This window comes from Achromobacter sp. Root170 (assembly GCF_001428165.1).
GTDB classification, from domain to species: Bacteria; Pseudomonadota; Gammaproteobacteria; order Burkholderiales; family Burkholderiaceae_B; genus Achromobacter; species Achromobacter mucicolens.
In genome coordinates this window covers 436,235-455,836 of record NZ_LMHN01000017.1, presented here as the reverse complement: position 1 = coordinate 455,836, position 19,602 = coordinate 436,235, and the positions used below count along the sequence as shown (strand labels likewise).

Here is a 19,602-nt window from a genome sequence, read left to right as displayed (position 1 = left end):
GACCATCGTCTCATGTCACAACGCTGCACATTCATCGACCATGGCAAGGGCGGCGCGCCCGATTGCATGCGCGTCGCCGAACGCGACATGGAAGCGCCCACGGGACGCCAGGTGCTGATCGAAGTCGCCTACGCGGGCGTGAACCGCCCCGACGTGTTGCAACGCTCCGGCTCGTATCCCCCGCCTCCGGGCGCTTCTCCGTATCTTGGCCTGGAAGTGTCCGGCACCATCGTCGCGACCGGGCCCGAGGCGCGTGACTGGAAGGTGGGCGACCAGGTCTGCGCACTGACGCCGGGTGGCGGCTATGCGCAATTCTGCCTGGCCGACGAGCGGCACTGCCTGCCGGTGCCGCGCGGCATCGACCTGCTGACAGCCGCGGCCATTCCGGAGAACTATTTCACCGTCTGGACCAACGTGTTCGACCGAGCGCGCCTGGCGCAGGGCGAGAAATTCCTGGTTCACGGCGGCTCCAGCGGCATCGGCCTGACCGCCATCCAGCTCGCGCGCGCGTTCGGCGCCGAAGTCTGGACCACCGTGGGCAACGCGCAAAAGGCGCAGGCGTGCGTCAAGGCCGGGGCGCATCATGCCGTGCTGTACCGCGACGCGGACTTCGAGTCCGCCGTGCGCGAGGGCACCGGCAACGCCGGCGTCGATGTGATCCTGGACATGGTGGGCGGCGCCTACATCAACAAGAATCTGCGGCTGCTGGCGCTGAATGGCCGGCTGGTGCAGATCGCCTTCCTGGAAGGCAGCAAGGCCGAGATCGACGCGCTGCCCATCATGACCAAGCGCCTGCAATTCACAGGGTCCACGCTGCGCCCGCGCTCGGACGAGGACAAGGCCGCCATCGCGCAATCGCTGATACAGAAGGTGCTGCCGCTCATGGAGGCCGGACAGTGCCTGCCGCTGATCCACGAAGTCTTCCCGCTGGCCGAGGCCGCGCGCGCGCACGAACTGATGGAAAGCAGCAAGCACATCGGCAAGATCATGCTGCAGGTGAAGCCATGAGCGCACGCTTTGCGGACCAGACCGTCATCGTCACGGGCGCCGTGGGAGGCATCGGCTCGGCAATCGTCGAGGCGTTCCTGGCCGAGGGCGGGCGTGTCGGTCTTGTCGACTTCAACGCGCAGGCGGGCCAGGCTTACGAGCAAGAACTCAAGACGCGTGGCCACGACGTGTGCTTCGTGCCGGCCGACGTCGCGCATTTCGATCAGTGCCAGGCGGCCTATGATCGCATCACGCGCGATCTGGGCCCCGCGACCATCCTGGTCAACAACGTCGGCATCTCGCCCAAAACCAACGGCCGCGCGCTCAAGGTCTGGGAAATGCCGCCGGCAGAGTGGAACAACGTCGTCTCGGTGAACCTGAACAGCGTGTTCTACATGACGCATCTGGCCACGCCGCACATGGTGCAGGCGCGGCAGGGGCGCGTCATCAACATGTCGTCGGTGGCCGGCAAGGCGTATTGCGATATCGTGGCGGCGCATTATGCGGCCACCAAGGCCGGTCTGATCGGGCTGACGCGTCACTGGGCGGCCGAGCTTGGCGAGCACCAGGTGACGGTGAATGCGCTGGCGCCGGGACGCATCAGCACACCCTTGCTGAAAAGCGTGCCGCAGGAAATCAACGACGCCGTGGCGTCCGTGACCGCGCTGCGGCGGCTGGGCACGCCCGAGGAAGTGGCGGACGCGTGCCTGTTCTTCGCGTCAGATCAGGCCCGTTTCGTGACCGGCCAGGTGCTGGACGTGGCCGGCGGCTGGCTCATGACCTAGCAAAAGGCCCGTTCGAATCGAACGGGCCTTTTGCCGGGGCGCACTGGGTCAGGCCTGCACGCCCAGCCGGTAGACCACGGTGTCCAGGCGGCTTACGCCCGCCGACTGGAACTTGGGTTCCTTATCGAGGATGTCGCGGCGGTCGATGATGACCGCAGGCGAAACGCCGGAAAAGATCGCCTGCACCTCGCTGTCCACCACGGAAAACGGGGGGCCGGCCATCTCTTCTTGGGGATAGTCCAGCGTGATGAGCAGGCCCCGGTAAGACGGCGACAGCTGACCGTAGACGTGCCGCACGTAGTCGGCACGCATCGCGTCGGGCAGCGCAACGAGCGCCGCGCGGTCATAGACGCCCACGCAATGCGACAGCACCTGGGCATCCAGCTTGAAAATGTCGCCGCAGACGATCTCGATGTTGCCGGCCACGTAATGGGTCCCGTACACCGAATCGTGAATCACCGGCCGCAGCTCGTTCTCGTCAAAGAATTGCTCGACGGCAAGCTTGGACAATTCCGCGCCCAGCACCTGATGGCCTTGGGCGGCCAGCCACACCATGTCCAGCGACTTGCCGCAAAGCGGCACGAGCACCTTGCCGCCCTTGGGCACGTCCAGCGACGGCCAATATTTCTGCAATAACGGCGTGACCCGCGTCTGATGAAAATGCGTGCGCCCTTCGCGCCACCGTTCCAGCCAGAATTCCGCGTCCATGACTTGTCTGCTCCTCCAAAGGATCCGTGTCGCACACGTTGCGCGCAGGACGATCGCTGGATTGTATTCCCGGCCCGGCACCCGCGCGCTTTTCCCCGCGCGCCGCGCTTTTCGGTATCTTATGTCCCCTCGCGTTCACTTCTCTGACCCCCATGCAACGCCGCCCCCTGCTCCTGACCTTGGCCAGCCTGATCGCCGCACCGTTGCACGCCCTGGCATCGCCCAGCCGGGACGCCATCATCCGCGGCGTGTTTTCGGCGCCGGCAGACGGATTGCCCTACACCGCGCAGCACGCCGCGCTGATGCGCCTGTTGCGCGTGCAGTGGATGCCGGTGGAGTCCGGGGCGCCCGCCATCGATTTCGAGCAGCCCCTGCTGGGCGGCGACGATACGCTGGCCATCGTCCGCCGCACGCTCGATACCGCCGACGATGCCCTGGCGGTGCGCAGGATGGCCGAAGTCTGCCGGCTGGTGCCGCGCTATGTGCGCGCGATCGGCAAGCTGTCGCCGGGCCGTTATGACGTGCCGGCCGAAATGCGCGAGGCCTTCGACTTTCCGGAAAGCGGCGTGGGCGCGGACGGCATGTTTACGCTGCGCGATGCGCACCTGATGCTGCTGCGTGCCGCCGACTGGCGCGAGGCCGAGGGGCCGGCGTTACAGGCCGTGCTGCGCGAAGGCGATCGCTTCTGGCCCATGCCCTACATCGATGGCAAGCGGCCGTACGGCAGCGCGAGCTTCTATCAGATCGACATGGCGCGGTTGCTCAAAGCGCCTTATCCGCTGGATGCCAGGGGCTATGCGGTCACCGAACCCGCCAAGGACGCCCGCCTGGCACGGCTGCATGCCGAAACGCTTGCCGCGCTGCAGGTGTTCCTGCGCCATTCCGCTGCCGCCAAGCCGAAGCGGCAGCGTTAGGCGCCCTTTGCGCGGTGCATGAAGCTGCGGATGTCGTCCAGGATCGGCACCGCGGCCAGCAGCATCAGCAACAGCGCCAGCGGCCAGGTCGATCCAAAACCGAAGTTGTAGAACGAATACGCGCCGGTCACGCCGCCCACGAAGAACAGGGTCACCATCAGGCTCAGGACGATGAGCTTGCCGCGGTCGGCCAGCACCCGCGGCATCGTCTGCGGATCGCCTTTGGCGACGTTCCAGTAAAACAGCTTGCCAAGCTCGATGCCGATGTCGGTCACCATGCCCGTGACATGCGTCGTGCGGATCTCGGACCGGGACACCTTGGTGATCATCGCGTTCTGCAGGCCCATGATGTAGCACAGCAGCATCACCGTGCCGGGCACGTAGAACCAGCGCAGCGTTTCGAGATTGGCGCCCAACAGGCCGAAGACGAGCAGCAGCACGGCCTCGAGCAGCAGCGGCAACGCATATTCGCTGGCCAGCCGGGACCTGCGGCCAAAGTTGATCAGGAAGGCCGAGCTGGCGGCGCCGGCCATGAACGACAAAAGCGCCGCCAAGCCTTGCAGCACCACGATCACTCCGCCGAGCGCCATGTGATCCGCCATCATGGAGACGATGCCGGACATGTGCGAGGTGTATTGCTGGACCGCCAGGAAACCGCCCGCGTTGACGGCGCCGGCGGTAAAGGTCAGCAGATAGGCGAGATGGCGGTTGGCTTGCGGGCTTCGGCTGACGGCGGTCAGCCGGCGCAGATACGGGATGGTCACGCCAGTCCTTTCAACAGAAGAGCGTATTCACTGCGATTCGGAAAACATTCTAGACGCGCCGGGGTGGGGTCGATCAAGGCCTGGATACGGGATAGTAAACACCGCCCAGCGCGCCGTTCAGACCGCAGTACGGCCGGCCCGCGGCATCGGCCGCCCCCGCCGGCGGGTTTTCCGACACCACAAGGCCGTACCCCTTGCGCGACAACGTCAGCGTCCAGCCCTCGGCATCGACGGTCTCGACGACCAGCACCTTGTTCTTGATGGCGCCCGTGCCCCGGACATCGCACACCCAACGGCCGTTTTCCGGATGCGCCGCGGAGCCGTCGAACGACAGGCTGCCGTCGGGCTGCCGCTTGATCGAGACGCCGCCCGCGAGGTTCTCCCAGTCTCCCTCGAAGCCCTGCCGCCGCTTGAGCACCAGCGACGCAAGAAAGGCATCGCGGTACTTCAGGCGGTCGGCAAGTTCCTTTTGCGGCGGATCGTTGCCGGGCGGCGACGCAAACGCCTCGTCGCGCACCTGAACGAACCAGCGCTGATCTTGCGTCAGCGCCTTGCCCGTCGCGGCATCGAAGGTCATCCTGGCCTTGCCGAAGTGTCTGGCAATGCTGGCATCCTGCCCGGCCAGCGCGCCATCGGCGCAGATCGCCTTTTCGACCTCGGTGCGCGCCTTGGCGCAATCGAAGGAGGCCGTGCCGGCCGCCCATGCCGCCGCGTTGCCCAGCGAGAGGCACAGCGCCAGCGCGGCCAGGCGGCGATTCATAGCGAAAATTCCCGCAGGTTGGCGACCCGCTCAGCCAGGCCTTCCGCGCCCAGGTAGTGCCCCAGCGAGCCCGCGCGCACGCGCTTGATGTCTTCCTGGTAGCGGCTGGCCATCGAATCGCGGACCTGGGCATAGGCGTCGGCAAGCCCATCCCCGCACGCCTTGGCGATCAGACGCGCGGCCTCCGGGGATCCGCAGGCAACGCAGCGCGCCATACCCAGCGCATCAGACACGGCGCCGTGCGCCAGCAGCGCGGCGACCAGCGCGACGGGCGGCTGCCGGTCGAACCGGTGCAGGGCCGTCGGGCTGACCGGCGCGCCCGCGTCCAGCAGCGCCTGGGCCGCGGAGTACGCATGCTGCATCAGGGCCACGTCCAGCGGTTGGGCGCTGCCGCGCAGCGGCGCATCGAAGCGCATGCCCTGCGCCGCCAGGCGATGCACGAGCCCGGCGTCGTCGTGCGACAACGCGTGCTGCAAGGCCAGCGTGGCAAGACTGGGGGTGCCGGCCAGCGTGCCGGCCTCAAGCGGGCCGCGCCAGTCCACCAGCGCCCGCCGGTGGAACGCGGCCACGCGGTCGGCAAGCGCCTGCGGCATCCCATGGTCCGACACGCGTTCATCCAGATACTCCAGCACGCGCAGGCCGGTGCTGTTCTCGTCTTCGCCGGGGTCGGTTTCCAGGCGGAGCGCGGCAAAGGCCGCGTGCAGGTCCGGGGCGATCGTGGCGATGCCGTCCTGCTGCAAGGCGTGCGTCCAGCCCGGCAGGCCCTGCTTCCACGCGACCACACTGCCGGCCTGCGGGCCTGGCTCCACGGCGACGTAGATGCGGTCGCAGTATTCGAAGCCGCCAATAGGCAGATAGCGCAACTTCCCGTTCCAGGTAGCGCCGTCCTCGGCGGCGGCGTCCTGGGCGCACTCCTGTTCGTGCTCGATCCAGCCTTGCAGGTCACGATAGTGATCGCTGCCGTCATAGAAGAGTTCGGACCAGCTCAGGGCCTCTTCATTGCCATCCATCTGGGCGCGCAGGTCGTACGCCAGTTCGCCCCCGGCGGTGAGCCGCCACAGGTCGAGCAGCGCGGGCGGGAGCGGCCCTTCGCACAGGGCCTGGATCTCGGCGATACGGGCGTCGGGCAATGGCGGCTGCACATCGATCAGCAGGCGGTCCGCGAACACCGCGATGCCGTGCTCGCGCAAGGCCTGCAGTTCGGCCGACGTGAAAAACTCGCTCATGGTGATGCTTCAAGGAAAAAGGGACTGGTCCGATTCTACTAGCGAGCGGTGAATCGTCGCCGGGCCAAGATGGCCGACCGCCGTTGATTTACGGCGTTTGTCCTGGGCCTTCTCCATGAGGCTGCGCGGCATCCCTCCGGCGCGGACCGGCGGCAGGACGCCGGCCCGCGAGGATTTCCCTAGCGCGGTGCGGGTCAGGCCTCGCCCGATTCGCGCAACTGCTGGCGCCGGTATTCGCCCTGCCGCACATGCATCCAGCCCGGGTATTCCGGCGGCAGCGCGCTGACCTTGTCCAGCGCGGCCAGTTCCACCCCGGTCAGCCGGATGTCCGTGGCCGCCAGGTTGTCCTCGAGCTGATCCACGCGCTTGGCGCCGATGATGACGCTGGTGACGACCGGCTGGTGCAGCAGCCAGGCCAGCGCAACCTGCGCCACCGACACGCCGCGCGCATCCGCAATCAGCCGCAGCGCGTCGATGCTGTCGTAGGCGCGTTCGCGGTTCACGGGCGGGAAATCGAACGCCACGCGGCGGCTGCCCGCCTCGGCTTCGCCGTCCCGGCCGTACTTGCCGCTGAGCAGGCCCCCGGCCAGCGGGCTCCACACCATCAGCCCGACGCCCTCGCTTTGCAGCATGGGGACGAGCTCGCGTTCCAGATCGCGCCCGGCAACCGTGTAATAGGCCTGCAGCGACTCGAAGCGCGCCAGCCCCAGGCGTTCGGAAATGCCAAGCGCCTTCATGATCTGCCAGGCGGCCCAGTTCGACACGCCGATATAGCGCACATGGCCATGCTGCACCAGCGTGTCCAGCGCGCGCAGGGTTTCCTCGATGGGCGTGGCCGGGTCAAAGCCGTGGATCTGATAGAGGTCGATATGGTCGAGCTGCAAGCGCGACAGGCTTTTCTTCACGCCGTCCAGGATGTGCACGCGCGAATTGCCCCGCGCGTTCACGCCCGCGCCGGTCGGTCCGAAGACCTTGGTGGCAATCACGACATCTTCGCGCGGGATGTTCAGATCGCGCAGGGCCTGGCCCGTGATGATTTCCGAGCGTCCTTCGGAGTAGACGTCCGCCGTATCGATGAAATTGATGCCTGCGTCGAGCGCGCGTCCCACCAGGCGGTTGGCGTCCTCCTGCTGCAGGCTGCCGATCTTGCTCCAGAGCTCGCCTTCGCCGCCAAAGGTCATGGTGCCCAGGCACAGCTCCGAGACGAACAGGCCCGTGCTGCCGAATTTCTTGTATCGCATGTTTGCTCCTTCAGGGGCTGGCGGGCGCGCCGGGTTCCGGGACGGAACGCCGCTGCGGCAGCCTGCCGGGGTGCGGACAGTATGCGACCTGCGGGCCCGGCACGCGCTGCTTGATCCTGCCCTTTTTTTGCCTGATTCTCCGGCACGGCGGCCAGGCCGGACCGACCCGTCGTTTTCTCCGGAATTCCTGCCTGATTCTCCATTCCCCCAAGTGAACACGCCACCTGAGGCCCGAGATGGCAATACACTGGCGGACACCCAATCCTCCGCCGTCGTCGCCTCTCAAGGTGACGAACGGTGCGCCTGCGAGAGCCCGTCAATGTCCCTGAATCCTGCCCGATCGCTCGCCCCCACCGGCGCCGGTCACGACGCCGCCTGCGAACTGGCGCGGTCCGAGCTGCTGTGCATGCTGGAACGCATGACCGGCAATCTGGAAGGGGCGCTGGATACGCCGATCGAAGGCTTGTACCTGCACCGGTTGTCGCAGCCGTCGGGGGCGAAGCCGGCCTTGCAAAGGGCGGCGCTGGCGGTCATTGCGCAGGGGTCGAAACGCCTGCTCATCGGCGAGGAGACCTACGAATACGATCCCTTCCATTTCCTGATCTCGTCGGTGGACCTGCCCGTGGTGGCCAAGGTGTCCGTCGCCAGCCCCACCCTGCCGTATCTGGGCTTGCGGCTGGACCTGAACCCCGAGGAAATCACCGCGCTCATCAGCGACGAAAACCTGCCGCCGCTGGTGCCTGAGCAAGCCTCACGCGCGCTGTGCATCAACCCGCTGGGCAGCACGCTCCTAGACGTCGTGCTGCGTCTGCTGCGGCTGCTGGACACGCCCCGCGACATTCCGATCCTGGCGCCGATGATCAAGCGCGAACTGCTGTACCGCCTGCTCATGAACGGCCAGGGTGTCGTGCTGCGCCAGACGGTGCTGCAAGACAGCCAGCTCAACCGCGTGGCAAAGGCGATCCGCATCCTGCGCGACAATTTCGCGCAACCGTTGCGGGTGGAAGAGATTGCGCGCGACGTGCACATGAGCGTGTCGTCGCTGCATCATCATTTCAAGCAGGCCACCGCCATGAGCCCGTTGCAATATCAGAAGCACCTGCGGCTGCAGGAAGCGCGGCGGCTGATGCTGACGGACGATGCCGGCGTGGCGCTGGCCGCGCATGCCGTGGGCTACGAGAGTTCCTCGCAGTTCAGCCGCGAGTACAGCCGCCTTTTCGGCGCGCCGCCGCTGCGCGACAAGCAGCGCTGGAAGGACGAGACCGCGCTGGCCGCCTGAGCGCTGCCCCGACCCGCGGGTCCCAAGCCGATCTCCCCCCAAGCCTCGAAGACGACCGGGATTTGTCCGCGTAATGCCGCATTTCTAGGGAATCGGCGCCGCGCGCCTTAATATGCTCGGCGGCCCACCGACGACCTGAGAGGATTTTGCATGCACGACCTGAATGACCTTTATTTCTTCGTGGAGGTCGTCAAGCATGGCGGATTCGCGCCGGCCGGCCGGGCGCTGAACATCCCGAAATCGCGCCTGAGCCGGCGCATTGCCCAACTGGAAGAGCGCCTTGGCGTGCGCCTGATCCAGCGGTCCACGCGGACGTTCGCCGTGACCGAACTTGGACAGGAATACTACGACCAGTGCCTGGCAATGCTGGCGGGCGCGGAAGCGGCGCAGGATGTCATCGACCGCACCCACGCTGAACCACAAGGCACCATCCGCATCGCCGCGCCGCCCGCGCTCATCTACTACTTCCTGGGCAACGTGGTGGCGCGTTACATGGAAAAGTGCCCGAAGGTGAACGTCTACCTGAAAAGCTTCAGCCGGCCCGTGGACGTCCTGCGTGAAGGCTTTGACCTGGCCGTGCGGGTGCGCTTTGGCGCCATCGAAAGCAGCGATCTCGTGATGAAGAACCTGGGCATGAGCTGCCAGAGCCTGGTCGCCAGCCCCGCGCTGGCCCGCTCGTTGCCCGACCCCGCCGACTTGCAGACGATCAGCCGTCAACCCACCCTGGCGCTTGGGACCGAGCAGCGCGAATGCCAATGGCGCCTGCTGGGGCCCGGCAACGCGCGCCTTGCCGTTCCCTTCATGCCCAGGCTGGTCACGGACGACATGCTGGCGCTCAAGCAGGCCGCGCTGCGCGGTGTGGGCGTCGTGGCCTTGCCCCTTCTGATGATCCGCGAGGAACTTGACGCGGGCACGCTCGTGACCGTGGGCGCCCCCTGGCAACCCGAGCCGGGCAGCGTGCATGCCGTCTTTCCGTCGCGTCGCGGCCTGCTGCCGGCCGTGCGCGAACTGTTGGATTTCATGGGCGCGGAGTATCGTGAAAACGCGCGCCGAGAGGCAGAATCCCAGGCGCGCCACGGCATTCCCACGCTGAACGCGCTATCGCCGGCGTTCAATTTATAGAACGCTGAGGTGCAAATCACCCGACTACCGGCTTTATCGTCCTGAAATTAGTATTCCTTCTACGCACTCAGCGTTGTTCTCAACACCGCGCACCACTGCGCAAAACTGAATCGACCAAAGGAATCAGCCATGACCAAGCCCTACGTTAAGCTCGACAAGTCCCAAGCCGCCGTTCTGCTGGTGGATCACCAGGCGGGCCTGCTGTCCCTGGTGCGCGACTTCCAACCCGATCAATTCAAGAACAACGTGCTGGCCTTGGCCGACCTGGCCGAGTACTTCAAGCTTCCCACCATCCTGACGACCAGTTTCGAAGACGGCCCCAACGGCCCGCTGGTCCAGGAGCTGAAGGACAAATTTCCCGACGCGCCGTATATCGCCCGCCCCGGCAACATCAATGCCTGGGACAACGAAGACTTCGTCAAGGCGGTCAAGGCAACCGGCAAGAAGCAACTGATCATCGCCGGCGTCGTGACCGAAGTCTGCGTCGCCTTCCCCGTGCTGTCGGCCATCGAAGAGGGTTTTGACGTGTTCGTCGTGACCGATGCGTCGGGCACCTTCAACGAAGTCACCCGCGATGCGGCGTGGCGACGCATGGAACAGGCCGGCGCACAGCTGATGTCGTGGTTCGGCGTGGCGTGCGAACTGCACCGCGACTGGCGCAACGACGTGGAAGGCCTGGGCACCCTGTTCGCCAACCATATCCCCGACTACCGCAACCTGATGGCTTCGTATTCGGCCTTCAAGTCGACCAAGTAAGGCGCGCGGCCGGACTGCCGGCCGTAACCCGCTGAGACGCCAATGAAAAAAGGCCCAGGCGATATGCCTGGGCCTTCGTCATTTCGCCTTGCGGGCAAAGGGATATGCCTGTTGCGCCAGGAAGGTTCCTGGCATGTCGTTGTCCAGAATGCCGTAGTGCTGCGGCAACCGGTTGCCCACCCCGCGCACCGCGGTGCCGAACAGGTAGTCGATGAAGGAAAAGTGCGCCGCGTAGTTCTTGTCGATCGCCTCGGTATCGGACGAATGGTGCCAGTGGTGAAAGTCCGGCGTGACGATGATGTAGCGCAGCCAACCCCATGGCAGCTTCACATTGGAATGGATCAGCACCGCCTGGAAACCCACGATGATGATGTAGGCGTCGAGCACCGCCTTGGAGAACCCCAGGACGAACAGCACGCCCAGCACGGCCACGCGCGTGATCAGCAGTTCCACGATGTGCAGCCGCGAGCCGGCCAGCCAATCCAGCGTGCGCGTGCTGTGGTGCACTGCATGGAAGCGCCACATGAACGGCACCTCGTGATAGATACGGTGCGCCGCGTACTGCGCCAGGTCCGCCACCAGCACCGCCACGAAAAGCTCGAGCAGATACGGCATGGACTGGATGGCCTGCTGCAGCGGTTCATAAGCCGCCCAGGAGAACAGGCGGTGAATGAAGAAGTTGATGCACAGCAGCACGGCCCCCACCGACAGGTGATTGAAGAGGAAGTGCTTCATGTCCACCTGCCACTCGCCCCGGAATACGGGCTGGCCAGGATAGAGCGGTGTCAGCTTTTCGAAAATGATGAAGACGGTGCTGGAGGCCAAGAGGTCCAGGATGAACCAATCGAGTCCCAGATAGGGGTGGCCGCCTGCGTTCGATGCCGTGACGGCGACCTGACTGCCGCCCGCGGCCACCGCGCAGCAGACCAGCACGAAGGCCGAGATATTCAGCCAGCGCTGGCGGCCGAGCACGGTATTGGCCAGCGCGATCGAGCCCGACACCAGCAGCGCGCTGAACAGCAGCGTGCGCATTGCCTCCACCGAATAGAAGCTGCGCAGCTCCGGCGTGGTGAGGTAGGCGGGAAAGTGGAACGCCAGCACGCCCAGCACCGATAGGATCGCCAGGAAAAGCGCGATCACGCCGCTCATCATGCCGGTGCCGGGGTGGATCCGGCCATCCTGTTTGAAAAGGTCCATCACTCTGCGGTAGACCGGGGCGCGCTCTTTCATGGGTGTTCTGGGACAGTCCAAAGGGAAGCGAGTGTATCGCCGGGGACAGGGCGTCCTGTAATGAAAGGTGAACGTACGCGACAGAATGACTCATTTCAAGGCAGCCCTTGCGCCCCATCAACGGGCGGGAGGCGCGCCGCGGTCCCTGAGGTTGACAAGCCGTTGGCGTTGGCGTGTCATGGGCTTGACGCTGATGAAGGCGTCGAGCCAGGCGCATCGTCGGTCCCGTCAACCGGTTCCTCAAGAGGCCTTTATGTTCCCTGAATACCGCGAGCTCATTACCCAACTGAAATCCGAAAACGCTCACTTTTCGGCGCTGTTCCAGCGGCACAACGATCTGGACCAGGAAATCCAGAACATGGAGGACGGCATCACGCCGTCCTCGGGCACCGCGATCGAGGTGCTAAAAAAAGAAAAACTGCACCTCAAGGACAAGCTCTACGGACTGCTCCGCGCAGCCGACCAGAACGGTCACGACAAGCGCAACGGCAGCTGACCTGCCGCCCCATGCGGGCTACATCAATTCCAGGCCCGCGCCCTTGACGACGGCGGCGTACTTCGCCATTTCGGACCGAAAGTACGCCACCGTCTGCTCAGGCGGCATCAGGACGATACGGTTGTTCTGAGTCGCCATCGACTGCTTGACCTCCGGCGAGTTGAACGCGCGCGCAAGCGCATCAAAGATGCGGCGCACGTCCGCCTGCGGCAGCTTTGCCGGTCCGGCCGCCGCAAACCACCCGCCGATTTCGTAGTCCGCCATCCCTTGCTCTCGAAGCGTGGGCAGATCGGGCAGCGCCGCCATGCGCTCGCCGCCACAGGCCCCCAGAGCCTTGAGCGCGCCACTCTTGATCTGCGGCAGCACCGAAGGCAGCGACAGCACGCCAAAGTCGACCTGTCCGCCGATCAGATCGGCCATCATCGGGCCCACGCCCTTGTACGGGATGTGCCGCGCTTTCACGCCCGCCTGCTGCACATACATCTCGGCGGCAAGGTGCAGAATCGTGCCATTGCCCGACGATGCGTAGTTGAAGCGGCCCGGCTCGCGTTTCAAGAGCGCCGTCAGCGCCTGGATATCGTTTGCACTTATCTTCTGCGGATTGGCCACCAGCAGGAAGGGCGTCATGCCGATCATGCTGATCGGCGTGATGTCGGCGAGCGGGTCGAAGGGCAGGTTCTTGTAAACGCTGGGAAAAATGACGTGGTTGTTCGACAGCATGCTGAGCGTGTAGCCATCTGGCGCCGAGCGCACGAGCGCGGAAGTGCCCACGATGCCGCCCGCGCCGGGCTGATTCTCGACCACGACCGTGTGCCCCAGCGCGGCGGACAGCGCCGGCCCCGCGGCCCGCGTGATCGTGTCCACGCCGGAGCCCACGCCCACCGGCAAGATGAATTTCACCGGCCTGTCCGACTGCGCCCGGGCCAGGCCGGGCATGCCCAGCACGGCGGCGCCCAGCGCACCGAGGACCTGGCGGCGGCTCCAGCGCCCGCCCGCACGTTGATTGCTCATGTCTGTCTCCTGATGGTGTTATATGCCGGCCGACTTGTGCGGCCGTTTACTACAACGGTTGTGCGGCGTCCCTTCCACAGAACGGGCGCGATGCCCGTACCCGCTTCACGCCGCCGCACCCTGTGCGCGCAATGCCTCGATCTGTCCGGCGTCGTATCCCAGCCCCTGCAATAGCGCGTCGGTGTCCGCCCCCAGCACGGGCGGATCGCGCCTCACGCCGAGCCGCTTGCCGTCCATCATCAGCGGAAACAACGCCGCCCCGGCCGTCTGCCCTGCCCGCTCGCCGTCGGGCAGCCGAATCTCGGCCAGTCCGCCCGTGGCGCGCAGGTGCGGATCGTCATACAGCTCCTCCGGTTTGACGATGGGCGCAAACGGCAGCCCTATGCGTTCAAATACCGCCGCCAGTTCGGCTGCGCGGAAATTCGCCAACCGCTTGCGCAGATCCGCCAGCAAGGTGGGGCGCAGCCGGACACGGTCGTTGTTCGTGGCCATCGCCGGGTCGTTCTTCAGGTCGTCGAAGCCAAAGGCATCGCAGAACGTCACCCATTGCGCGTCGCTGACCGCGGCCAGGAAGATCTGCTCGCCGTCCTTGACGGTAAAGACGTCGTAAAGCGCCCAGGCCGACACCCGATCAGGCATCGGCGCCGACGGCTGGCCGGTGATCGCGTATTGCAGCATGTGCTGACCGACCAGAAACACGTTGTTCTCGAACAGCGCCGACTGCACTTCCTGGCCTCGACCGGTGATGCCGCGCTGAATCAGCGCCGCCATCGCTCCGATGGCGCCGAACATGCCGCCCATGATGTCGTTCACGCTGGTGCCGGCGCGCACGGGGTCGCCTGGCCGGCCCGTCATGTAGGCCAACCCGCCCATCATCTGCACGACTTCGTCCAACGCTGTGCGCATCGCGTAGGGCCCCGGCAGGAATCCCTTGTGGCTGACATAGATGAGGCGCGGATTTTCCTTGGACAGCGAGGCATGGTCCAAGCCGAATTTCGCCATCGTGCCGGGCCGGAAGTTTTCCGCCACCACGTCGGCGCTGGCGGCCAGTCTGCGCGCGGCCTCGGCGCCCGCCGGGCTTTGGATGTCCAGCGCAATGCTCTTCTTGTTCCGGTTGAACATGGGAAAAAACCCCGCGCCCACGCCCAGCAAATGGCGCGTCCGGTCGCCGCGCACCGGCTCGACCTTGATGACCTCGGCGCCCAGATCGGCCAGCACCATGCCGCAAGTTGGGCCCATGACCATGTGCGTGAACTCCACGACGCGCAGGCCGGCGAGCGGCAGCGGGCGGGACGATTGGGGAACGTCGGTGTCGGAAACGGGTTGCATGGCAAGGCTCGATGAAGATTCGTGGATGCGCACGGTCAGGCCAACTGGCCGTGACGTGCGGGTAAAGTCTTGGGCAGGCCGGCGCGCCACAGGGCGCCGTGCAAGGGCTGATCCGGCAGCCAGCCGGCCACGGCCGCGCGCAAGGCCAGCAGGCGCTCCAGGTCAACGCCGGTCTCGATGCCCATGCGCTGCAGCATGAACGCCAGATCCTCGGTGCTGACATTGCCGCTCGCGCCAGGCGCGTGCGGGCACCCGCCAATGCCAGCCAGGCAAGCGTCGAAGCGCGTTACCCCGGTGTCCAGCGCGGCCAGCACGTTTGCCAGCCCCAGCCCTCGCGTGTCGTGAAAGTGCGCGCAACACAAGCGATCGCCCGCGATGCGGCGCGCCGCATCGAACAGTCGGCCGACGGACGCGGGGTCGGCATATCCCACCGTATCGGCCAGGCTGACGCGGTCAGCCCCGGCGTCCAGCAACGCCTGCATCAGGCGCAGCACTTCGTCCTGCCGCACTTCACCCTGCAACGTGCAGCCAAAGGCCGTGCCAACGCCCCCTTCGATCAACATGCTCGACCCCGCCGCGTCGCGCGCGGCGCGCATCTGGCCAACCATCGCCACGACGTCGTCGGGCGTCTTGCGCAGGTTGGCCAAGCTGTGCGCGTGGCTGGCCGACAGCGGCACCAGCATCAGGTGCGCGCCGGTGGCCAATGCAAGTTCCGCGCCCTTCAGGTTGGGGACCAGGACGGACACGGACAGGCCAGGAAGCTGCGTGGCATGGGCGATCAGTTCGGCCGTGTCCGCCAATTGGGGCAAAAGGCGCGCGGGCACAAAGGAGCCGACTTCGATCTCGCGCTGGCCCGCGGCGTAGGCCGCATCGATCCAGTCGAGTTTGGTCTGCGTGGGCATCACCACGGAAAGGCTCTGCAGGCCGTCGCGCAGGCCGACCTCTCGGATCGAGACGGCCCGCGGACGACGGGAAGATTCTTGGTTGGACATGGCGAGCGACTCGAATTAAGAGATTCCAGTTTTAGATATTCTCAATAGCGTCACAAGCGGTATTTTGGAACGCTTAAAATTCCATATTGGAATATCACACCGGACAACTGCCCATGCGCGACCTGGACATCACCACCCTGCGGCTCTTCATCTCCGTCTGCGAGACCGGCAACATTGCCCGCGCCGGCCAGCGCGCCAACATCGTGGGGTCGGCGATCAGCAAGCGGCTCGCACAGCTGGAAGACACCGTGGGCGCGAAACTCCTGACGCGCAGGCGCCGCGGTGTCGAGCCCACCGAGGCGGGGGAAACGCTGCTGGAGCACGCACGCGCCATCCTGGCCAGCTCCGAGCGCATCGAGCGCGACATGTCGGCCTACGCCAGCGGCGTGAAGGGGCAGGTCCGGATCCTGGCCACCGCGTCCGTCCTGGCCGAGTCCCTGGCCGAGGACATCGCCGCCTTTCTCCAGGCCGCGCCCCACCGCAATATCCGCGTCGACATGGAAGAACGGGTCAGCCACGAAGTTGTGCGCGGTGTCCGGGAAGGCATAGCCAGCCTTGGCATCTGTTGGGACGCCGCCGACTTTCATGGGTTGGAACAGCGCCCATACCGGGGCGACCGCCTGGCTGTCGTCACCGCCCCAGGCCACCCGCTCGCCGAGCGCGACGCCGTTTTTTTTGAAGAGGCGCTGGCATACGAGCATGTCAGCATGCCGGCCGCGGGCGCCGTGCTGCGCATGCTGCAGACAGCCGCCAGCGACAGCGGCAAGACGCTGCGGCACCGCGTCACGGTCAGCAACTTCGACTCGGCCTTTCGCGTCGTGCTGGCGGGGTTGGCGATCAGCGTGGCGCCCATTGAAGTGGCCACGCCGTATGCGCTGGCGCACGGTCTGCGGGTCTTGCCGCTGAAGGACACCTGGAGCCGGCGGCGCTTTGCCATCTGCATGCGCAGCGCGTCGGCGCTGCCCGCGGCTGCCGCGTTGCTGCTGGACCATCTGGTGGCGGCGGGCGCCAATGACAATCCGTGAACCGCGTCCCTTGGCTTGTGAGGTAATCCCTCATCCTTCTGGCGGACGGCGAAGGCGGCAGTGCGCTGCTACGCTGCCCTACCGTCGTCCATCAAGGAACGTCCGCCATGAGAACCGCAGTTGGCGTCGCGTGCGCATTGGCCATGCTGCTGTGCGGCGGTCCAGCCTTTGCCCAGTATGTGGTGCGCACCCAGGACATGAGCGGCAAGTGGAGCGTGCCCAACCCGCAATACGAAGGCGTGCCCGAGCTCTTTCGCGCCAGTTCCGGCGCCAAGCGCGCGTGCCTGGATCGCGGCCCGCCCAGCAACCTGTACCGAGCGACCAAGGTCATCGACCTGCGCACGGGCGAAGAGGTGCTGGTCGTCGATTGCATCCCGATTCGCGCCGAGCAGCGCCAGCGGTCCGAACAGATTCGGGCGAACGCCTCGAAGGCGGCGCCGGCGCAATGAGGCATTGCCTGCCGGCGCAGAGGGTGAAACTGCGCGCTATCGCGTCCGGGCGCCGTCCTTCTCGCCAGCGGACGAATTCACGTATTCCTTGACCGTGCCGTCCTTGTTGTAAGTCACGGTCAGCGTGCGCTGATCCTGCATGGCGCCGAACTCGCTGTTGTTGAAGTAGAACCACGACGCCGTGCGCAGCCCCTGCTTGCTGACGCTCTGCGTGCGGGGCGGGCCAAAATCGCGAACCATCTCATCGAACGTCGTAACGTTGATCTTGATGGCTTGCACCTTCGATTGCGTGACCAGGTCTCCCGGCGCGGGCGAGGCGCAACCCGCCACGAGCGCGGCCACGAAAAGCACGGACGATCTCATTGAACTTCCCCAATCCTGGCGGCCGGCATGTGCGGCCGTTGTGGTTATGACGTTGTGGTTATGAATTTGGAACGAGCATAAGAATACCCCGGCGAACGATCTTGCCGTTGTCGGCGTCGGCCCGATTGCCCGGTCTGCGCCTGTCATGTTGCGGTCATCTACAATGCCGCCAGTTGCCGAGCGCGAAGTGGCGCCGGCCCGCAACAAACAGGCAGCATGACCCGCGCGAAGAAATCAGCACCCAGAAAGAAAGCCCCAGCCAGCAGAAGCAAGGCCGCAAGCGGCGGCCGCATCTTCCGGTTCCTGCGCACATTCGCGCTGACCTCGGTGGCCGCCTTCGGCGCAGCCACCTATGCGCTGAATCCGCAGTGGCGCCCTCAGTTTTCGCTTGACGACATACTTGCGCGCGTCGGCTGGCCGACCCACGAAAAGTTCGCGCCCGCGGCGGCGCCGGCAGGCGGCATGGCGCACACGCGCTTTGCCGAGTGCCCGCAGTTCTTCCCGCAGCAACGCCCGCCGGTCGTCCCGGCCAGCCAAGCCCTGCGCGAGCTGTGCTTTTCCAACTTCGCCATCTTGCACAACGGCCAGACCAAGACGCCGGTATTCGTGGCAGAGCGCCTGAACCGCAAGATATTGACGCAGGCGCAGGACATGCAGCGGTCCGACAAGTTCTATGCCGAAGCGCGCGTGCCCCGCGCCGAACGTGCCGAACTGACGGATTACCGCGGCTCGGGCTATTCTCGCGGCCACATGGCTCCGGCGGGCGACATGTCCACGCCCGAAGCGATGGCGCAGAGCTTTTCGCTGGCCAACATGGTGCCTCAAGACCAGCATCACAACGGCGGCCCATGGAGCCAGATCGAACAGGACACGCGCAAGTACGTCATGCGCGCCTCGGGCGACGTGTATGTCTTCACCGGCCCCTACTACGGCGACAAGCCCAAACAGATCGGCTCGGGCGTGGCCGTGCCAAGCCATCTGTTCAAGGTCGTCTACGATGCGTCCACCGGACGCTCGTGGGTGCATTGGCAGGCCAACAGCCCCAGCACCACGGCGGGCGCGCCCATCAGCTACGAGGAATTCGCACGGCGCACGGGTATGCAGCTGCTGCCAACGTCGAAGCCTTGACGAGGGAGCAGGACGGGAATCGTTGTTCTACTGTGCCCACATCCAGACCTGCATGGCTGGCTGCATGCGTTTCGTGGTCCCACTTTCAACGGCGCAACGAGTGCAGTAGGATGCACCGACCGACTGGAGGAAATTATGCAGACCGCAAAATGGGACTTTCAGATCGCGCAGCCGGAGCAGGACGGCGATGATTGGCGCATTGGCTATACGCTGATCTCTCCCATCGCCGGCGTGCCGTCCGAGCGCATCGCCATCGATGAACGGTTTCATTCCGCCCACGGCGCAATTGCCGAGGCCACCCGCCTCGCGCAGATCCACGTCGCGGATCTGAACGGCGAAGCGCCGACGTTCGAAGCGCCTAGCGATTCCGAGGTGCCGTTCGACAAGGATCAGCGGTTTTAGGCAGCGGCGCCCATTGGACAAACGCTGCCACGCAAGCATGTGCCGCATGGCAGCGAAACACCGCGTTTCATACGTGCGGAAACGACCCGTTCAACGCGCGGGCGCCGGTGCACTGCCGGCCGGCGTGGCGGGGGTGGCCGGGGTAGCGGGCACCTGGATCTCTTTCTTGCGCAGTACGCCTCCCCCCTGCACGCTGCCTTGCACACTGGTGGGCGAGTTCATCTTCGCCACGCAGGTCTGCCGCTGCGATTCCGGCAGACGGTTGCAGCGCGCCAGCTCGTTCTGGCGGAGCTGTTCCGGGCTCTGCGCGTTCAGGTTCTGACGATCACGCTCTTGCCGTGCCGCAGCCGCTTCGCGCAGGCATGTCTCCAGCGGTTGGCCAGAGGCGCCACTCTTGCAGGTCGCGACGTCCTGCTGATGCTGCGCTTGCGAGGTAGCGCTGGTGTCGGCAGCATGGGCCGCGCCAGACGTCCACGCCAGACCCGCCAGGCAAAGGATCGCGGAAAAGCTTTTCAGGGACACTTGAACAGCATTCATCTTGTGAGCAGCATTCATGGTCGGCTCCTTGGAAAATGGGGGATGCGCCCGGCGACGCGCCGCGCGGCAACTCCCGCCGATATATCTACCATGCGGCA

21 protein-coding genes and 1 pseudogene are annotated in these 19,602 nt (G+C 65.6%); 11 read left to right on the top strand and 11 right to left on the bottom strand.

Annotation, left to right across the window (positions count from 1 at the left end):
* The first annotated feature begins 12 nt into the window (after positions 1-12).
* Together ASD87_RS22880 and ASD87_RS22875 are read left to right on the top strand one after the other, a co-directional pair.
* On the top strand, positions 13-1,008 hold the full coding sequence (locus tag ASD87_RS22880; protein ID WP_056326902.1) for an NAD(P)H-quinone oxidoreductase: 996 nt from the start codon (positions 13-15) through the stop codon (positions 1,006-1,008).
* On the top strand, positions 1,005-1,772 hold the full coding sequence (locus ASD87_RS22875) for an SDR family NAD(P)-dependent oxidoreductase (RefSeq protein ID WP_056326900.1): 768 nt from the start codon (positions 1,005-1,007) through the stop codon (positions 1,770-1,772). The genes ASD87_RS22880 and ASD87_RS22875 overlap by 4 nt, the downstream gene beginning before the upstream one ends.
* 48 nt (positions 1,773-1,820) lie before the next feature.
* Here the strand turns inward: ASD87_RS22875 and ASD87_RS22870 are convergent, their stop codons facing one another.
* Positions 1,821-2,480: a thiopurine S-methyltransferase gene (locus tag ASD87_RS22870; RefSeq protein WP_056326898.1), complete on the bottom strand. Its 660-nt coding sequence runs from the start codon at positions 2,478-2,480 to the stop codon at positions 1,821-1,823.
* A gap of 152 nt (positions 2,481-2,632) precedes the next feature.
* Between ASD87_RS22870 and ASD87_RS22865 the strand changes: the two genes are divergently transcribed.
* A complete protein-coding gene (locus tag ASD87_RS22865) occupies positions 2,633-3,394 on the top strand; it encodes a hypothetical protein (RefSeq protein ID WP_056326896.1) in 762 nt (253 codons plus the stop codon).
* 11 nt (positions 3,395-3,405) lie between these two features.
* On the opposite strand, the pseudogene ASD87_RS22860 reads toward ASD87_RS22865, so the two are convergent.
* The 4 genes and pseudogenes from ASD87_RS22860 to ASD87_RS22845 all read right to left on the bottom strand — a co-directional run.
* Positions 3,406-4,158 (bottom strand): annotated as a pseudogene (locus tag ASD87_RS22860) (YoaK family protein); the annotation flags it as partial.
* 73 nt (positions 4,159-4,231) lie between these two features.
* The gene (locus ASD87_RS22855) at positions 4,232-4,918 is read right to left on the bottom strand and encodes a lysozyme inhibitor LprI family protein (protein WP_056326892.1); all 687 of its coding nucleotides are present in this window, start codon (positions 4,916-4,918) and stop codon (positions 4,232-4,234) included.
* Positions 4,915-6,144 (bottom strand): SMI1/KNR4 family protein, encoded by a 1,230-nt coding sequence (locus ASD87_RS22850; RefSeq protein ID WP_056326891.1) that lies wholly within the window; start codon positions 6,142-6,144, stop codon positions 4,915-4,917. Before ASD87_RS22850 ends, ASD87_RS22855 begins: the two co-directional genes overlap by 4 nt.
* 194 nt (positions 6,145-6,338) lie before the next feature.
* Entirely contained in the window at positions 6,339-7,385 is a 1,047-nt protein-coding gene (locus ASD87_RS22845; protein ID WP_056326889.1) for an aldo/keto reductase, read from the bottom strand.
* Between the two features lie 319 nt (positions 7,386-7,704).
* Here ASD87_RS22845 and ASD87_RS22840 point away from each other — a divergent pair, with 319 nt between their 5' ends.
* The 3 genes from ASD87_RS22840 to ycaC all read left to right on the top strand — a co-directional run bounded on the left by ASD87_RS22840 (position 7,705) and on the right by ycaC (position 10,542).
* The gene (locus ASD87_RS22840) at positions 7,705-8,664 is read left to right on the top strand and encodes an AraC family transcriptional regulator (protein WP_056326887.1); all 960 of its coding nucleotides are present in this window, start codon (positions 7,705-7,707) and stop codon (positions 8,662-8,664) included.
* 150 nt (positions 8,665-8,814) lie between these two features.
* A complete protein-coding gene (locus ASD87_RS22835; protein ID WP_056326884.1) occupies positions 8,815-9,786 on the top strand; it encodes a LysR substrate-binding domain-containing protein in 972 nt (323 codons plus the stop codon).
* Positions 9,787-9,915: 129 nt separating this feature from the next.
* Positions 9,916-10,542 carry an isochorismate family cysteine hydrolase YcaC gene (gene ycaC / locus ASD87_RS22830; protein WP_056326882.1) on the top strand — a complete coding sequence of 209 codons (627 nt, stop codon included), beginning with the start codon at positions 9,916-9,918 and terminating at the stop codon, positions 10,540-10,542.
* Between the two features lie 78 nt (positions 10,543-10,620).
* On the opposite strand, the gene ASD87_RS22825 is transcribed toward ycaC, so the two are convergent.
* Positions 10,621-11,772, bottom strand: a complete 1,152-nt coding sequence (locus tag ASD87_RS22825; protein WP_056326880.1) for a sterol desaturase family protein — start codon at positions 11,770-11,772, stop codon at positions 10,621-10,623.
* 253 nt (positions 11,773-12,025) lie between these two features.
* On the opposite strand from ASD87_RS22825, the gene ASD87_RS22820 reads away from it, so the two are divergent.
* The gene (locus ASD87_RS22820) at positions 12,026-12,268 is read left to right on the top strand and encodes a YdcH family protein (RefSeq protein ID WP_056326879.1); all 243 of its coding nucleotides are present in this window, start codon (positions 12,026-12,028) and stop codon (positions 12,266-12,268) included.
* A gap of 18 nt (positions 12,269-12,286) precedes the next feature.
* On the opposite strand, the gene ASD87_RS22815 is transcribed toward ASD87_RS22820, so the two are convergent.
* The 3 genes from ASD87_RS22815 to ASD87_RS22805 form a co-directional block, all read right to left on the bottom strand.
* On the bottom strand, positions 12,287-13,279 hold the full coding sequence (locus ASD87_RS22815) for a tripartite tricarboxylate transporter substrate binding protein (protein WP_056326877.1): 993 nt from the start codon (positions 13,277-13,279) through the stop codon (positions 12,287-12,289).
* 105 nt (positions 13,280-13,384) lie between these two features.
* Positions 13,385-14,608 carry a CaiB/BaiF CoA-transferase family protein gene (locus ASD87_RS22810; RefSeq protein ID WP_056326875.1) on the bottom strand — a complete coding sequence of 408 codons (1,224 nt, stop codon included), beginning with the start codon at positions 14,606-14,608 and terminating at the stop codon, positions 13,385-13,387.
* A 35-nt stretch (positions 14,609-14,643) separates the two neighbouring features.
* Complete coding sequence (locus ASD87_RS22805) at positions 14,644-15,600, bottom strand: hydroxymethylglutaryl-CoA lyase (protein WP_056326873.1); 957 nt, start codon at positions 15,598-15,600, stop codon at positions 14,644-14,646.
* 113 nt (positions 15,601-15,713) lie between these two features.
* Between ASD87_RS22805 and ASD87_RS22800 the strand changes: the two genes are divergently transcribed.
* Positions 15,714-16,625, top strand: coding sequence for a LysR family transcriptional regulator (locus tag ASD87_RS22800; RefSeq protein ID WP_056327028.1), 912 nt, complete (start codon positions 15,714-15,716; stop codon positions 16,623-16,625).
* 107 nt (positions 16,626-16,732) lie between these two features.
* The gene (locus ASD87_RS22795) at positions 16,733-17,074 is read left to right on the top strand and encodes a hypothetical protein (protein WP_152385193.1); all 342 of its coding nucleotides are present in this window, start codon (positions 16,733-16,735) and stop codon (positions 17,072-17,074) included.
* A gap of 36 nt (positions 17,075-17,110) precedes the next feature.
* On the opposite strand, the gene ASD87_RS22790 is transcribed toward ASD87_RS22795, so the two are convergent.
* Complete coding sequence (locus ASD87_RS22790) at positions 17,111-17,437, bottom strand: hypothetical protein (protein ID WP_056326870.1); 327 nt, start codon at positions 17,435-17,437, stop codon at positions 17,111-17,113.
* 216 nt (positions 17,438-17,653) lie between these two features.
* On the opposite strand from ASD87_RS22790, the gene ASD87_RS22785 reads away from it, so the two are divergent.
* A complete protein-coding gene (locus ASD87_RS22785) occupies positions 17,654-18,565 on the top strand; it encodes a DNA/RNA non-specific endonuclease (RefSeq protein ID WP_056326868.1) in 912 nt (303 codons plus the stop codon).
* Positions 18,566-18,700: 135 nt separating this feature from the next.
* On the top strand, positions 18,701-18,967 hold the full coding sequence (locus tag ASD87_RS22780) for a hypothetical protein (RefSeq protein ID WP_056326865.1): 267 nt from the start codon (positions 18,701-18,703) through the stop codon (positions 18,965-18,967).
* Positions 18,968-19,057: 90 nt separating this feature from the next.
* On the opposite strand, the gene ASD87_RS22775 is transcribed toward ASD87_RS22780, so the two are convergent.
* Positions 19,058-19,522 (bottom strand): hypothetical protein, encoded by a 465-nt coding sequence (locus ASD87_RS22775; protein ID WP_235512788.1) that lies wholly within the window; start codon positions 19,520-19,522, stop codon positions 19,058-19,060.
* Positions 19,523-19,602: the final 80 nt, after the last annotated feature.